The sequence below is a fragment of the Murimonas intestini genome, assembly GCF_024622195.1.
In the GTDB taxonomy this organism is placed as follows: Bacteria; Bacillota; Clostridia; order Lachnospirales; family Lachnospiraceae; genus Murimonas; species Murimonas intestini.
Window position 1 is genome coordinate 369,200 of the sequence record NZ_JANKBI010000001.1, and the last position, 14,407, is coordinate 383,606.

Genomic DNA, 14,407 nt, shown 5'->3' on the forward strand with positions numbered 1-14,407 from the left:
CCGGATCATCGGGCGTACTTCCCGCTCCCCTCTATTCAATGAGCGGTGTGGGTATATCCAGATATGTATCCTGTCCGATCGGTTTCACATAAATATGACCGTCCTTAACATATGCTATCTTGGGATCGATCTTGTATTCCCCTGTATCGACGCGTTTTGTAATAGCGCTTCTGGCTACCTTATCTGCGATGCGCACCTGCTGCGGTTTCATAATGAGGGCAGCGGCAAAGCATCCTGTATCTCCTGTAGCTCCGGCATATACATTGCCCCGGCAGGAGCCCAGGACCACGATGTTTCCTTTTGACACCACACTGGCTCCAGGATTCACATCGCCCATTATCACTACACTTGTCTCTGTCTCCAGCACCTGGCCCATCCTGAGGGTGCCGCGGTAGAACTGCCCGTCCTGCCGCATCTTCTCTTCCATGGCATCCTCAACCACACATCTGTAATGTTCTTCTTGTACTTTATCTTCATCCACAACACATAGAATATGTATCTGTGAATTGTTTACAATCGCATAGACCAGCTCTCTCTCCTGAGCCTTAGTCAGCACCCTTCCCCGAAAGGTGACTGCCATTTTTGCATTTTTGAAGAAGTTGGCCGATTCTTTGAATTTATCGGCCACATCCAGGAGCAGCTCATCGAAGGGAAGCTTTTCATCCAGTATGACAATAAGCCCATACTTATTGCTTTTGATAATAACTGACTTCGGGTTCATACAAATCCTGCCTCCTAAATTTAATCCTGGCGCGCCTGATTGCCTGAAAACATTTTAACTGTAGCTGTGCCAGTGATGATTTCTGATTCTTCCTTCAGTCCGAACATATAATTGATAATATCATCTGCCACGGCAGCTGAATTAGATGAAGAATAACCGTTTGTGATACGCACCGCTATAGCCATCTCAGGATTCTGATACGGCGCATATCCGATAAAGAGCGCATGGTTCGGCACCCCTGTCTCCTGGGCAGTACCCGTCTTTCCTCCCAGGTCAAAATTCTTTGATTCTTTAAATACGGAGCTGTCCTGAACCATCAGGTTCATACCCGTATGGACTGTATCCCAGAATTCGGAGGACATGTTTATCTGGTTATGGATGACCGGCTGCTGCTCTACTACCAGGTTCCCTGCGGAATCCGTGATCTTGTCCAGCAGTGTCAGGTCATAGCAGGTGCCGCTGTTGGCCAGCGTGGCCGCATATCTGGCCAGCTGTGTTGTGGTAAAGGCATGGTTACTCTGTCCCATAGAGGCACGTACAACGTCGTAATCTGCGATCCTGGGAGCAGTCTCCCCGATCTCTATCCCCGTGGTGGAGTCAAATCCGTACATCTCCGCATATTTCTTCAGCGTCTGCACGCCTAATTCGTCTACATATTTTCCCTCTGAGTTAGTTCCCATCATATAGCCCAGGCTATTAAAATAAAAGTTACATGAATCCCTGATGGCAGTCACCATTGACTCCGGCCCATGTGCGCCGGAATAGATCCAGCATTTGACAGGAGGATCCACTTCCTCAAATATACCTGTACATGAAATAGTGTCATACTCAGAAACAATCCCCTGGTCGATTGCCGCTGTAGCCGTGACCAGCTTGAATGTGGAACCCGGTGCCGTCTCCTCCTGTGTAGCCTTATTGTAGAAGGGGCTTGACCCGTCCTGCGCAAGTTTCATGAAATAGTCTGAGTCCATATCGTTTGCCAGCCTGTTGCTGTCATATCCCGGATATGTCACGCATGCCAGCACATTCCCATTGTTGGGGTCTGTTATAACCACAGAACCTGAACAGGGAGCCAGCGCCAGCTGAGCGGGCGTGATCTCCAAAGTGAGGATCTTCTGCCTCATGAAGTCATAACCGCCGATGGCGCCTGTCGCCAGGTTATCGTAATCACTCTCATTCATTGTCAGGATCCCCTGGTCAAAGAGCAGCATACAGACTTCATTGCCGTTCAGGGTCTCCTCCTCGATCATATATTTGTAAACTTTTTTGCTGAAGTTATTGTCACTTGATAAGTAATCTGCTATATAATCCGCCAGAGCGCTGAAGATCTCCGTGGAATCCAGGTACTCACTGTCCACATCTATCTTAGTCACATCCATCCAGTTCTTTGAAATGGCATACGTTAAGTATTCCTGAAGGCTGATGTCGCCCTGAGTCCACGCTTTATATGTCTCATCTGTCCTGTCGATGGCGTCTGATGAGAGTATTCCTGTCTCCTGCATCAGCATTTCTTGGACAATATATGTCATATACGCCTGCATCTCTTCCCGCAGATCCTTATATGGAGTCGGTACCGGAGATGTCAGCTGGCTCTTGATCTCGCTGAACACAGCTGCCTCTTTTGAAAGGAATGACTGGTATATCTGCTTTTCCAGGTCTGTGGCATCGTCAGCCTTTAAATGGGTCATATCCAGCACATTATTCTCAACAAGAGCATAGTAAACATCATAGATAGGGATACGGATCTCGTCAGCTGTGGCCACATTCTCAAGGTCAAATTCTTTTGTATCCTCAAGCATGGAAAAGACAATACCCGCAATATACTGTTCCAGTATCTTGTAGGAAGCTATCTGCAGCTTCCTGTTCAGAGTCAGATGGATATCATCACCCGCCTGGGGATCTTTTACAGAATCAACCTTGAGTACTTTCCCCAGGTTGTCCACGAACATAGTCTTAAGTCCCTTCACGCCCTGCAGATCTGTCTCAAAATGCTGCTCCAGTCCCGCCTTGCCCACAATATCACTTGATGTATACGGTGTATTCGGGTCGTCATCCTCAAATGCCTCCAGCTCTTCCTGTGATATCTTTCCTGTATATCCAACTACAGGTGCAAAATAGATGGCATCGTTATATACACGGACAGTATCCTCCACCACATCCACACCCTGGTATTTATCTTTATTTTCCATTATGGTGGCCATGGTATTTTCATCAATATCCCTGGCAATCGTAACTGCCTTGTATTTCTGATAGCTGTTCTGTGCCACGGCGCTTCGAAGCCCCACCATCTTTACAAGCTCTTCCTTTGTATAGCTTTGCGGAAGCTCATAGGAAGCCAGATCTTCCGGAGTATAGTCTTCATCTATCAAACCGAAATTCTCTGAATTGCTCAGCTCCTCGATCATCTCAGAGGCTGTCATATTGCGCTGTTCGGCTGTCAGGTCATCTATGTAAGGCTCGCCGAAAACATCCGCCTTAAAACGAAGCAGCGATGTTCCGCTTTTCGTATATGCATAATCCCCGCTTCCATCCAGTACAATGCCGAAATCAGAAGTAATGCTGTTTCCGCCGCCCTCGATGATCTGTATAAGTCCATACATACTTCTGTTCAGCGAAAGATTACGTTCTTTCCTTGTCTCATAAGTGCCGTTATCTTCAAATGTAACGGAGTAAGCCAGTTTATTATAGGCCAGAAGGCCTCCCTCTGAATCGTATATATTTCCTCTTGTGCTTTTTAGTACCTCTTCCTTCCTGATCTGCATTGTAAAATCATTCAGATAACTTTCACCGTTAATGATCTGCAGGCTGAAAAGGCGCTGCACAAGTATGCATGCCAGAAGGGTGAATGCCACTCCCAGAATGGCGATCCTGGAATCTCCTATCTTTGTCAGTACTTTTTTGATCTTTTTAAACAAAACTATTTACACTCCTTTGTTCTGCCCTCTCAAGTCTGTGGTTGATCCACATGAGCAGGCGGTAGCACACGATGGTAAGCACTATTGTATATACCACTTCCGGGAGGATGATCCTTCCCAGATAAAACGTAAACTGAACCCTTCCCCTGAGTAAAAACTCAAAAATATAAAATATGATGCCATAAGCCAGATCGCTTGCCGCAATCAGCAGGATTGGCATCTTGATGTCATCATCATAGAACAGTCTGTAGCATGAACCGCACAGATAGCCCATATACATATAGACAAGAGTCTGGAAGCCCAATGCTGAGCCAAAAAACAGGTCTGCCAGGAATCCGCACATGAACCCTACAAACATCCCTTCACGCCTTCCCCTCATCAGGGCAAAGGAAACTGTCAGTATTACAAGCAGATTGGGAGATATCCCTCCTATGGCGACCGCAGGCAGTACAGAACACTGCAGTATAAAACAAATAAAAATCAAAACAATTATTACAATCCTTCTGCGCATGCCAGCCGCTCCTTTCTGTCAGTCTGTCCTAAGATCATTGTTCGCCGCCTTCTGTCGGCCCGGCCTCTGTCTGGTTCTCTGTCTGATTCTCCGTCCGGGCTTCTGTACCGCTCTCTGCCTCTGTCCCGTCCGTTTCAGTCTGGGAAGCCAGCGGGTCGTCTACAGGTTCTTTCTGCTTATTAGAATTGGACACGCTCTCCGGGGCATCCTGCTTCAGCTCAGTAATTACAAGGACTTCCTGCAGATGCTTAAAATCCACAGCCGGAGTAATATATCCTGAACTCGTCAGCTTATTGGAATCCAGGGACAGCTCGCTCACATAACCGATCAGTATGCCCGGAAGAAATTTCTCGCTGACATTTGATGTCACTACCTTATCTCCCACATTTACTTTGCCGTCAGCATCTGTAAGCTTTACAAGATTGACCTTGCCCTCGTCGATGAGCCTTAAGTCCCCCGCGATCACACATGTATCCAGGGTTGTGGATATCTGTCCGCTTACATTGCTGTTGTCATCGATGATGGAACGGACTGTAGACCATTTTGGCCCCACTTCTGTGATAATGCCCACAAGCCCGCTGTCTGCGATCACATTCATATCCACCTTGAAGCCGTCATCAGAGCCTTTGTCGATCGTAAAAGTGCTGAACCAGTTTCCTGTCTCATTTGCAATAATCCTGGCCCCTACTTTCTCATAATCATACTGCTCATCCAGCTCATAGAGCCTCCGAAGCCTGTCCAGCTCCTCTTTTTCCTGCTGCAGCTGGCTGTTCTCGGCGGTGAGGGAATCTACCTTTGCCTGCAGGTCCCTGTTCTCCGTTACAAGATCCTGGGAACTCTGGAAATACGCCCCTTTTTCTGCTATCCAGTTCCCGACCGTATTCACTCCATTCTGGATCGGAGTGATCACATAACCCGCTATATATTTCAAGGGTCCCTTTCCCATATCTGTTGTAAATGACAGCAGAATCATGGCAAAGCAAAAAACTGTCAGGATGATCAGGATATATTTACTTTTCATTGAATCGTTCAGTTTCTTTTTCATACTACGTCCTCGTCTATATGGTATTTCCGGTAAAATCTTTCATGGAGTAGGTCAGCTTCTGCAGTTCATCCTGATTCATGATCCTCACAAGCCCCCGGATCGTTGAGAATGCCGGCTCCACCACATTGTAAACAGGAATCCCCACCCCTTTATAGAAATATTCCGCAAGGTTAGGTATCTCTGATACTCCTCCGGTGATATAGATCCCGCTCCTGCGGATATCCTCAAGCAGCTGGGGAGGCGTTCTCTCCAGAGTGTTCTTAAGACTCTCCAGTATCTCGTCAACAGCCTCCAGTATGGCCGCACTGACAGGAAGGGCAGGTATCACCTCCTGCCTGGGAAGCCCCGAGATCGTGTTGATACCGTATACAGCCGCCTCCCTGTCCTCACCACGTATGAGATAGGCCAGGGACTTTTTCAGGTATTCTGATGTCTTCATGCCAATATGCAGATTATATCTGCGGCGCACCATGGTACATATTTCTTCGTCCAGCCTGCGTCCGCCGAACTTCAGCATCTTTCCCACTATGATCTTTCCATCGGAAATGACGGAGATCTCAGTTGTATCTGCCCCGATATTGACTACCATATTGCCCTCAGGCTCAAGCACAGGCATTCCGATGCCGATGGCGTCAGCCAGGCCCTTATCAATAAGGTTCACCTTCTTTGCCCGGATGCGGACATTGAGCACATTGTAGTAGGCTCTTTTCTCAACCTCTGAGCTCTCGGTAGGCACTGACATAAAGATTTCCGGATGTCCCGTGAACACCCCTCCGCACCTTTTCAGCAGCCCTGTAAGGACAAGCTCTGCATTCTTTACATCTGCAATCGCCCCCCCTGTCATTGGGCTTCCCGCCTCCACATTCATCGGAGTCTTTTCATACATCTCAAAAGCCTTCTGCCCCAGGGCTATCACATTGACCTTATCGCGTATGGCTATCATATTCTTTTCACACAGAAAGTTCTTTTCATTTTTATCACATATTTTAATCGTATCTGTCCCCAGATCAATTCCATAAGAGCTATGAAATATCATGGATTTCTCTCCTCTTATCCTAACAGGATTTTTCGCTCTCTCAGGCTGACATATGATCTGTCTCCCAGTATGATATGGTCTAAAAGCCCGATCCCCAGCATACTGCCAGCCTCCTGAATCCGTTTCGTTATCCTTAAGTCATCTTTGCTGGGAGACGGATCCCCGCTGGGATGATTGTGTATCAGAACAATTGATACAGCATGATAGTGAAGCGCTTCTAAAAAAATCTCCCTCGGAGAGATCAGCGAAGCATTCACAGTTCCTTTGGAGATGATCTGCTCTCCCAGGAGCTTATTCTTGGTATTCAGCATCATTAAGAGCATCTGTTCCTGTCCCAGATGCCTGAAATCTTCCATATAATATCTTGCAATCGTCTCCGGCTGGCTAAAGCACAGTTCATCTGCCGCACCGGCTTTTGCGATGCGCCTGGAAAACTCAGTCATACATTTGATCTGGATCGCTTTTACCTTCCCGACGCCTTTTACCTGCATCAGGTCATTCACCGACAAACGGTGAAGTCCCAGCAGACCGTTGGGGGCCCCGGACAATTTCAGGATATCTTTAGCAAGAGAAAGGGCTTTCGTCCCTTTAGAGCCTGTCCTTATGATGACAGCCAGAAGCTCCGCGTCTGTCAGCCTGGAAGGCCCGTATTTCAGACACTTCTCATACGGCCTCTCTTCAGGCGGGAGATTTTTCATAGTTGATGCCAGTGTATTATCATTATCCACAGCTGTTTACCGTGCTCTCCCCCGAATTGGAAAACATAGTAAGCGACTATAAATATTCTTCATTTTATCACAAATTAATTTTAAAGTATACACTCTTAATCTTAAATTTTTGTTATTTACCTTAAGAACCTTAAAATTCAGCCTTTCAGCTGACATTTGACGCATATCTCCTGATGATGGCTTCTGCCGCCTTCATCCCGTCCATTGCTGCAGAAGTGATGCCGCCTGCATATCCGGCGCCCTCTCCGCAGGGATAAAGGCCTTTTAATGAACTCTGAAAGTCCTCTCCCCTCTCGATCCTGACCGGAGATGACGTTCTGCTCTCCACTCCGGACAGAAGCGCGTCGGATCTGTCAAAGCCGGGTATGATGCTCCCACAGCCGGTGATCCCCTCCGCCAGCGAATCCCCCAGTTCCTTTGGAAAGATCCCCCGCAGGTCTGCAAATGCATAATCTCCTTTTATGCATGGAGTGATATCTCCCAGCCGGGTACTCATCCGCCCCTCTTTAAAATCCCCGAACAGCTGGATGGGAACTTTACCTTCCCCTGCCAGAAAAGCGGCTTTTTCCAGCTCTCTCTGAAAAAAGACTCCGCTGAGTGCATCATTTTCTCCCGCCATCCCCCAGGCTTTAAAATCCTCAGGTGAAACTGTAACTATCATTGCGCTGTTGGCATTCCCGCTGTCACGTTTATGGTAGCTCATGCCGTTGACTGCAAGTCCTCCTTCCTCTGAGGATGCATTCACCACGTATCCGCCGGGACACATGCAGAAAGAATAGATCCCCCTGCCTCCTGCCAGCTTTCTCGTCAGTTTATAGCTGGCAGCGCCCAGCTCTTCTATATCCTTCCGGCCATACTGGTACAGATTGATCATTTCCTGGGGATGTTCTATCCTGAGGCCCACAGCAAAAGGCTTTGCCCGCATGGGCACGGGCTTTTTCGACAGCAGCTCAAATGTATCTCTCGCACTGTGGCCTATAGCCAGTACGAGCACCCGTGTATCGATGCGCTCTCTTTCGTCTGTTTCTATGCCGCAGACAGAATCTTTGTCTGTAAATATATCTGTCAGTTTTGTCAGAAAACGGACCTCGCCCCCGAGGCTTATGATCTCCTGCCTTATATTCCTGACTACATCCCGCAGGATATCCGTCCCTATATGCGGCTTGGCCTCATAGATGATCTCAGGCGGCGCCCCTGCGTCCACAAGGGTTTCAAGAACAAACTGATTCCTTCCGGCAGGGTCCTTTACCTGGGTATTTAATTTCCCGTCAGAAAAGGTGCCGGCGCCGCCCTCACCAAACTGGACATTACTGCGGACATCCAGCATGCCTTCCCTCCAGAAACGCTCTACGCTTTTCTGTCTGTTTTCCACGGCCTCTCCCCGCTCCAGAATGAGGGGGCAGTATCCCGCCCGTGCCAGAAGCAGGCCGCAGAACAGGCCAGCAGGCCCCATGCCTGCGATGACAGGCCGGCTCTCAAGCTTTTCCCTCCCCGGTTCTGTCATCTTATATTCAGACACATTAACTATCTTTATCCCCGGGCTTTTGCACCTTCTGACAACTGACTCCTCATTTTTTTCTCTGCACAGCTCTATATCTGCCGTATAGACGAAATAGAGCTCCGGTTTCTTCCGGGCATCCACAGATCTTTTCACTATTTTAATATCAGCGATTTCGTTCTCTTTTATCTTGAGGGCTTTCGCTGCTGCTTTGGAAAGCTCATCTTTATTATGCCCCACTTTTAATTTCAGCTGCGCTGTTCTTATCATTTAAATACTCCTTTTTCCCGCAGCCGCCCTGCCGGCTGTCAGTCCGCTGGCCCAGGCCCACTGCAGGTTATAGCCTCCGCATGCTCCATCCACATCCAGGATCTCTCCTGCGAAGTACAGGCCGGGACACAGCCGGGATTCCATAGTGGCTGCGTCCACCTCGCTTGTATCCACACCGCCCAGGCACACCTGGGCTGCCTCAAATGATTTTGTGCCTGTTACTGTGAGGGAGATATCTTTGATTTTGCTGCTCAGCCTGGCCGCTTCTTCGCCGCTCCAGCCTCCGGGAATGCCCGGAATGCCCCCCGGTGATACCTGGGCTTCTTTTAAAAGCACAGGTATCATCTTTTTTGGAAAAATGCCCTCCAGTGAACTACTTTTTCTTAATATCTCATCCACCTGCTCACAGCTGTACTCCGGCATGAGATCCACATGGATGCTCACGGCTTTCCCCTGTTCCAGCGCCTCCGATGCAAATCTTGACAGCTGGAAGACTACGATACCTGATATACCGTAATCTGTCCACTGCAGCTCTCCTGACTCTGTCCTCTCCCTGTATCCCTGTGCACAAAAAGAAAGCCGGACAGTACTTCGTATTCCGGACAGGTTCTTTACAAAGCTTTCCTTAACCTTCAGTGGGACAAGGGCCGGCAGCGGCTTTATAACTGTATGGCCGCAGGAACTGGCCAGCACATAGCCGCTCCCGTCCGACCCGGTGGCCGGAGCTGCCTTGGAGCCTGCGCAGAGCACAGCGTTTTTCCCCTCATATGTCCAGCCGTCTGTGTGTACAAGCCACATTTTCTTTTCCCTGTCAAATTCCAGCCCTGTCACCTTCTGGGAACACTTCACTTTTACCTTCAGCCTTTTAAGCTCAGCCGCAAGAATATCAGCCACCGCGGCTGCCTGTTCAGAATATGGGTAGATACCGCCCCTCTTCTCTCTTGTCAGAAGCCCCATGCTTCCAAAGAAGCTGATAATTTCCCCGGGACCCCAGTTCTCCAGGATGGGCCGCACAAACTCCGGATACGTACCTCTGTACATTTCCAAAAGATTTCCCGAGACATTCGTCAGATTACATTTGCCGTTTCCCGTCACAAGCAGCTTCTTTGCAGGCTTTTCCCTTCCCTCCAGAAGGATCACCTCTGCCCCGGCTCTGGCCGCTCCAACAGCCGCGGCCATTCCGGCAGCGCCTGCCCCGATCACGATCACATCTGCCATGGCTTTACAATTCCGGCTTCTATGAGCTTCTGCAGAGACATAAGAATACCCATCTTCGCATGTTCCCATGTCAGGCCTCCCTGGAAATACACTGCATACGGCGGTTTAACTGGTCCGTCTGCACTCAGCTCTATAGATGACCCCTGCACAAAAGCACCTGCCGCCATAATCACATCACTGTCATAGCCCGGCATGGCCCACGGCTCAGGCGTGACATAGCTGTCCACAGGAGCAGCCGCCTGGATCCCCCTGCAGAAAGCAATGACACCTTCCGGACAGCCAAATTCAACAGCCTGTATAATATCATGGCGCTCCTCCGAACCTCCCGGCACTACATAATATCCCAGCTCCTCATAGATGTTTGCTGCAAACACAGCTCCTTTAAGAGCACCTGCTGTCACTGTGGGCGCCAGGAACAGCCCCTGATAAAATGACTGCATTACCCCAAGTGAAGCCCCCACCTCTTTTCCAAGCCCCGGTGATGTCAGGCGGTATGCCGCATTCTCCACACATTCCTTAGTCCCTGCAATATAACCTCCGATAGGAGCCAGACCACCTCCCGGATTCTTGATCAGAGATCCTACAGTCATATCTGCACCCACATCAGAAGGTTCCATCTCTTCTACAAACTCTCCATAACAGTTATCCACCATACAGATAATGCTGGGATCTATACTCTTGACAAATTCAATAGCCTCCCCTATCTGCTGCACAGACAGCGTCGGCCTTGTCTGGTACCCCTTCGAGCGCTGGATGGCCACAAGCTTTGTATCAGCTTTTATGGCTTTTCTGATGCCCTCGAAATCAAAGCTGCCGTCAGCTTTTAAATCAACCTGGGAATAGGACACGCCATATTCTGCCAGAGATCCTTTTGAAGGCCTGATGCCTATGACCTCCTCCAGCGTGTCATAGGGCTTGCCCGATATAGACAAAAGTCCGTCACCCGGCCTGAGATTAGATGAGAGCGCCAGTGAGAGCGCATGTGTCCCGCACGTGATCTGTGGGCGCACCAGGGCGTCCTCCGTATGGAATACAGACGCATAAACTGCCTCCAGAGTGTCCCTGCCCAGGTCATTATAGCCATATCCGCTGGTACCGTTGAAGCATTCAGCGCACACCCTGTTTTTCTGCATTGCGTCAAGGACCTTCAGCTGGTTGTACTGTGCCATCAGGTCAATTTTTTCAAAGCGTTCTTTTAATCTGCCCTCTATCCTGCGGCCGAAAGAAACTGCTTCCTTACTGATCCCCATGGCCCCGTACATTTTATCTATCTGATCATTTAACTTATTATCATACTCTGTCATCTTCTGCTCTCCGTTCATTCAAAATTCCTTTTTGGATCAGGATCTCATCCATATGTGCAAGGATTTTTTCCTCGCTGTAAGAAAACTCATCTTTATTGACCCAGATCACATCCCTTTCCCGCTTAAACCAGGTCAGCTGCCGCTTTGCAAAATGCCTTGTATCTCTTTTCAGGATATATACAGCCTCCTCCAGCGTGCACCTACCATCCAGGTAATCAAGTATTTCCTTATACCCCAGCCCCTGCATGGACACCATGTTCCGGGTACAGCCTTCTCCCTTCAGGCGCTTCACTTCTTCAATCAGACCGGCCTCAAGCATCATGTCGATTCTTTTATTGATCCTGTCATAGAGGACGTCCCGTCTGTCATTAAGAACAAAATAAGCAAAGTTATATGGGGATTCTTTTTTTCTCTCCTCTTCATTGTGCTTTGATATAGGTTCTCCAGTTTCCCTGAAGTACTCCAGCGCCCTTATTACCCTCTTTACATTATTCGCATGGATCTGTTCAGCCGCCAGGGGATCCACCTTCTGAAGTTCCCCGTGCAGGAACAGAGGGCCCTTTTCTTTTGCCAGCCCTTCTAAGTATTCCCTGTATTCCCGGTTTTCTTCTGTCTCAGTAAAATCTATATCGTACAGGACAGACTGGATATAAAAGCCTGTCCCTCCCGTGAGGATGGGAACCCTGCCCCTGGCATATATTTCTTCTATATACTTCTTTGCATATTCCTGAAACTTCACTACATTAAATTCTTCCTTCGGGGACAGCTCATCAATGAGATAATGGCGGACTCCCTGCATCTCCTCCGGCATTATCTTGGCTGAGCCTATATCCATACCCTTATAGACCTGCATGGAATCAGCTGATATGATTTCACCGCCTGCCATTTTCGCAAGCCTGACAGACAGGCTGGTCTTCCCCACCGCTGTAGGGCCCGTCAATATTATTAAAGGTTTTTTCATTCATATCCACCTTATACAATCCGTTTAAATTTCTTTTCCATCTCATATTTTGTCATGGAAATGATCGTTGGCCTGCCATGGGGACAGTTATAGGGATTATCCAGCTTCAGCAGCTCATCGATAAGCGCCTCCACCTCAATAAAAGACATCTTGTGGTTCCCCTTGACAGCAGCCTTGCATGACATGGATGCGATCTTTTCATTGATGATTTCCGCATCCGCCCGCCCTGTCTGGGATGAAAGGCCGTCAAGCATTTCTATGAACAGATCCTGCTGTGCCACACCGAACATGTTGCCGGGCACAGCGCGTATAGAATACTCATTACCGCCAAACGGTTCGATCTCATACCCGATCTGGGTAAAATTCTCCATGTATTTTAAAAGCAGCTCCTCTTCCTGCATACTCAGGGTGAGGATCACCGGCGGAGATATCTGCTGGGAGGTAAACTCCTTATTTTTCAGGCTTTTCATGGTCCTCTCATAGAGTACCTTCTCATGGGCCGCATGCTGGTCAATAATGAACAGCTTGTCGTCAAATTCCACAAGCCAATATGTGTCAAATATCTGCCCGATAATCTTATGGCGCTTTACATTCTCTGCATCCAGCAGCTTATCCTCAAAGAGCTCCATCTGTTTTGGCAATGCCTCCTGTTCCAGGAGAGGAGCTGCTGCCTCCGGCAGCCCGGCTGCAGCATTGGGGCTGGCGGTATCCTGGCCGGCCGCATTTTGGCTGGGTATATCCTGACTTAATGCATTCCGGCTGATGGTTTCCTGACCGCCCGCATTCTGGCTGGCGGTATACTGACTGGCCGCATTCCGGCTGACGGTTTCCAGACTGCCCGCATTTCGGCTGGATGTATCCTGACTGGCCGTATACAGATCGTCCGCATTCCGGCTGGCCATATCCTGGCTGCCTGCATCATGACTGGGTGCATTCCGGCCGTCCAACTCCTTCCGGCTGGCAGTGGCTTTATCTGCTGATGGTCCCCTGCCGCATCCCTGATCCCTCTGATATGCGGGAGCCTTTCCACGCGGCGGATCTGCCATATGGCGGGACTGCACCCCATATGAGCCATATCCGCTCTGCTCCCTTATCATCTGCAGCCTGTTTTTTTCAAAGGGTTCCGGTATCTGCTCTTTCACAGGAGGTTCCGGCTTTTTAACCGCTTCTTCCTTTCCCACAGTTACCTGGGGTATCAGTTCCCGGTGTGTCAGCCCCGCCTTCACAGCCTCATAGACAAATCTGTACATCTCCTCATTGTTGGCAAATCTTAATTCCATCTTAGTCGGGTGTACATTTACATCCAGATAGCTCCCGTCTATTGTAAAATGAAGAGCCGTGAACGGATACTTATGCTGCATCATAAATGTTTTATATGCATCTTCAATGGCTTTTGAAATGATCTTGCTCTTTATGTACCTGCCATTGATAAAATAATTTTCATAATTGCGGTTTCCTCTGGAAATAACCGGCTTTCCGATGAAACCCTTCAGTTCCACAGGCCCGCCGGAGCCAAAATCTTTGATCTCGATCAGATTGCCTGCTATATCCCTGCCGTATATCCCATAGATGATATCCTTCAGGTTCGTGTTCCCCGAGGTATGCAGCCTCGTCTGATTATTATTAATGAATTTAAAGGAGACCTCCGGATGAGAAAGCGCCATCCTCTCCATGATATCGCTGATATAGCCCGCTTCAGTCATGGGGGATTTCAGGAATTTCTTTCTGGCCGGCGTATTAAAGAAAAGATTTCTCACAAGGAAGGTAGTCCCCTCCGGTGCACCGATCTCTTCCTGGCTCTTCTCCTGGCCGCCCTCTATGATATAACGGCACCCGGTGATGCTTCCTGCTGTCTTTGTGATCAGTTCCACCTGGCAGACAGCCGCAATGCTGGAAAGAGCCTCACCCCGAAAGCCCAGTGAAGCCACGCTCAGGAGATCTTCCACCTTTTTTATCTTGCTCGTCGCATGGCGCAGAAAAGCAAGCGGAACCTGATCAGCCGGGATTCCCTCCCCGTTGTCTGTTATCCTTATAAAAGATATGCCGCCCTCTTTGATCTCCACAGTAACTGCGTTGGCGCCGGCATCAATTGCATTTTCCACAAGCTCCTTCACAACGGAAGCCGGGCGTTCTATCACCTCGCCCGCCGCTATCTTGTCTACAGTGCTCTTGTCCAGAACTGCGATATTGTTCAAATATG

The 14,407-nt window shown here is 48.9% G+C and carries 11 protein-coding genes; all 11 read right to left on the reverse strand.

Features of this window, described 5'->3' with window-relative positions:
• Positions 1-31: 31 nt before the first annotated feature.
• Positions 32-721, reverse strand: coding sequence for a septum site-determining protein MinC (locus tag NSB28_RS01750; RefSeq protein WP_109624494.1), 690 nt, complete (start codon positions 719-721; stop codon positions 32-34).
• A gap of 20 nt (positions 722-741) precedes the next feature.
• Complete coding sequence (locus NSB28_RS01755) at positions 742-3,636, reverse strand: penicillin-binding transpeptidase domain-containing protein (RefSeq protein ID WP_109624493.1); 2,895 nt, start codon at positions 3,634-3,636, stop codon at positions 742-744.
• Positions 3,629-4,147, reverse strand: a complete 519-nt coding sequence (gene mreD, locus NSB28_RS01760; RefSeq protein ID WP_109624492.1) for a rod shape-determining protein MreD — start codon at positions 4,145-4,147, stop codon at positions 3,629-3,631. Before mreD ends, NSB28_RS01755 begins: the two co-directional genes overlap by 8 nt.
• A gap of 34 nt (positions 4,148-4,181) precedes the next feature.
• Positions 4,182-5,192, reverse strand: coding sequence for a rod shape-determining protein MreC (gene mreC / locus NSB28_RS01765; protein WP_109624491.1), 1,011 nt, complete (start codon positions 5,190-5,192; stop codon positions 4,182-4,184).
• A gap of 13 nt (positions 5,193-5,205) precedes the next feature.
• Positions 5,206-6,228: a rod shape-determining protein gene (locus NSB28_RS01770; protein WP_109624490.1), complete on the reverse strand. Its 1,023-nt coding sequence runs from the start codon at positions 6,226-6,228 to the stop codon at positions 5,206-5,208.
• 14 nt (positions 6,229-6,242) lie between these two features.
• Complete coding sequence (gene radC, locus NSB28_RS01775; RefSeq protein WP_109624805.1) at positions 6,243-6,926, reverse strand: RadC family protein; 684 nt, start codon at positions 6,924-6,926, stop codon at positions 6,243-6,245.
• Positions 6,927-7,101: 175 nt separating this feature from the next.
• Positions 7,102-8,724, reverse strand: coding sequence for an NAD(P)/FAD-dependent oxidoreductase (locus NSB28_RS01780; RefSeq protein WP_109624489.1), 1,623 nt, complete (start codon positions 8,722-8,724; stop codon positions 7,102-7,104).
• Complete coding sequence (locus NSB28_RS01785; protein WP_109624488.1) at positions 8,725-10,011, reverse strand: aminoacetone oxidase family FAD-binding enzyme; 1,287 nt, start codon at positions 10,009-10,011, stop codon at positions 8,725-8,727.
• The gene (locus tag NSB28_RS01790) at positions 9,930-11,246 is read right to left on the reverse strand and encodes a methionine gamma-lyase family protein (protein ID WP_109624487.1); all 1,317 of its coding nucleotides are present in this window, start codon (positions 11,244-11,246) and stop codon (positions 9,930-9,932) included. Before NSB28_RS01790 ends, NSB28_RS01785 begins: the two co-directional genes overlap by 82 nt.
• A complete protein-coding gene (gene miaA / locus NSB28_RS01795; RefSeq protein ID WP_109624486.1) occupies positions 11,233-12,207 on the reverse strand; it encodes a tRNA (adenosine(37)-N6)-dimethylallyltransferase MiaA in 975 nt (324 codons plus the stop codon). Before miaA ends, NSB28_RS01790 begins: the two co-directional genes overlap by 14 nt.
• 11 nt (positions 12,208-12,218) lie before the next feature.
• Positions 12,219-14,402: a DNA mismatch repair endonuclease MutL gene (gene mutL, locus NSB28_RS01800; RefSeq protein WP_257497396.1), complete on the reverse strand. Its 2,184-nt coding sequence runs from the start codon at positions 14,400-14,402 to the stop codon at positions 12,219-12,221.
• Positions 14,403-14,407 lie beyond the last annotated feature (5 nt).

What these genes read in the sequence shown, in the direction of transcription:
- mreD (WP_109624492.1), bottom strand. Translation starts at nt 4,147, where the DNA reads ATGCGCAGAAGGATTGTAATAATTGTTTTGATTTTTATTTGTTTTATA.
- miaA (WP_109624486.1), bottom strand. Translation starts at nt 12,207, where the DNA reads ATGAAAAAACCTTTAATAATATTGACGGGCCCTACAGCGGTGGGGAAG.
- mreC (WP_109624491.1), bottom strand. Translation starts at nt 5,192, where the DNA reads ATGAAAAAGAAACTGAACGATTCAATGAAAAGTAAATATATCCTGATC.
- NSB28_RS01785 (WP_109624488.1), bottom strand. Translation starts at nt 10,011, where the DNA reads ATGGGAACATGCGAAGATGGGTATTCTTATGTCTCTGCAGAAGCTCAT.
- NSB28_RS01790 (WP_109624487.1), bottom strand. Translation starts at nt 11,246, where the DNA reads ATGACAGAGTATGATAATAAGTTAAATGATCAGATAGATAAAATGTAC.
- NSB28_RS01780 (WP_109624489.1), bottom strand. Translation starts at nt 8,724, where the DNA reads ATGATAAGAACAGCGCAGCTGAAATTAAAAGTGGGGCATAATAAAGAT.
- radC (WP_109624805.1), bottom strand. Translation starts at nt 6,926, where the DNA reads ATGAAAAATCTCCCGCCTGAAGAGAGGCCGTATGAGAAGTGTCTGAAA.
- NSB28_RS01770 (WP_109624490.1), bottom strand. Translation starts at nt 6,228, where the DNA reads ATGATATTTCATAGCTCTTATGGAATTGATCTGGGGACAGATACGATT.
- NSB28_RS01750 (WP_109624494.1), bottom strand. Translation starts at nt 721, where the DNA reads ATGAACCCGAAGTCAGTTATTATCAAAAGCAATAAGTATGGGCTTATT.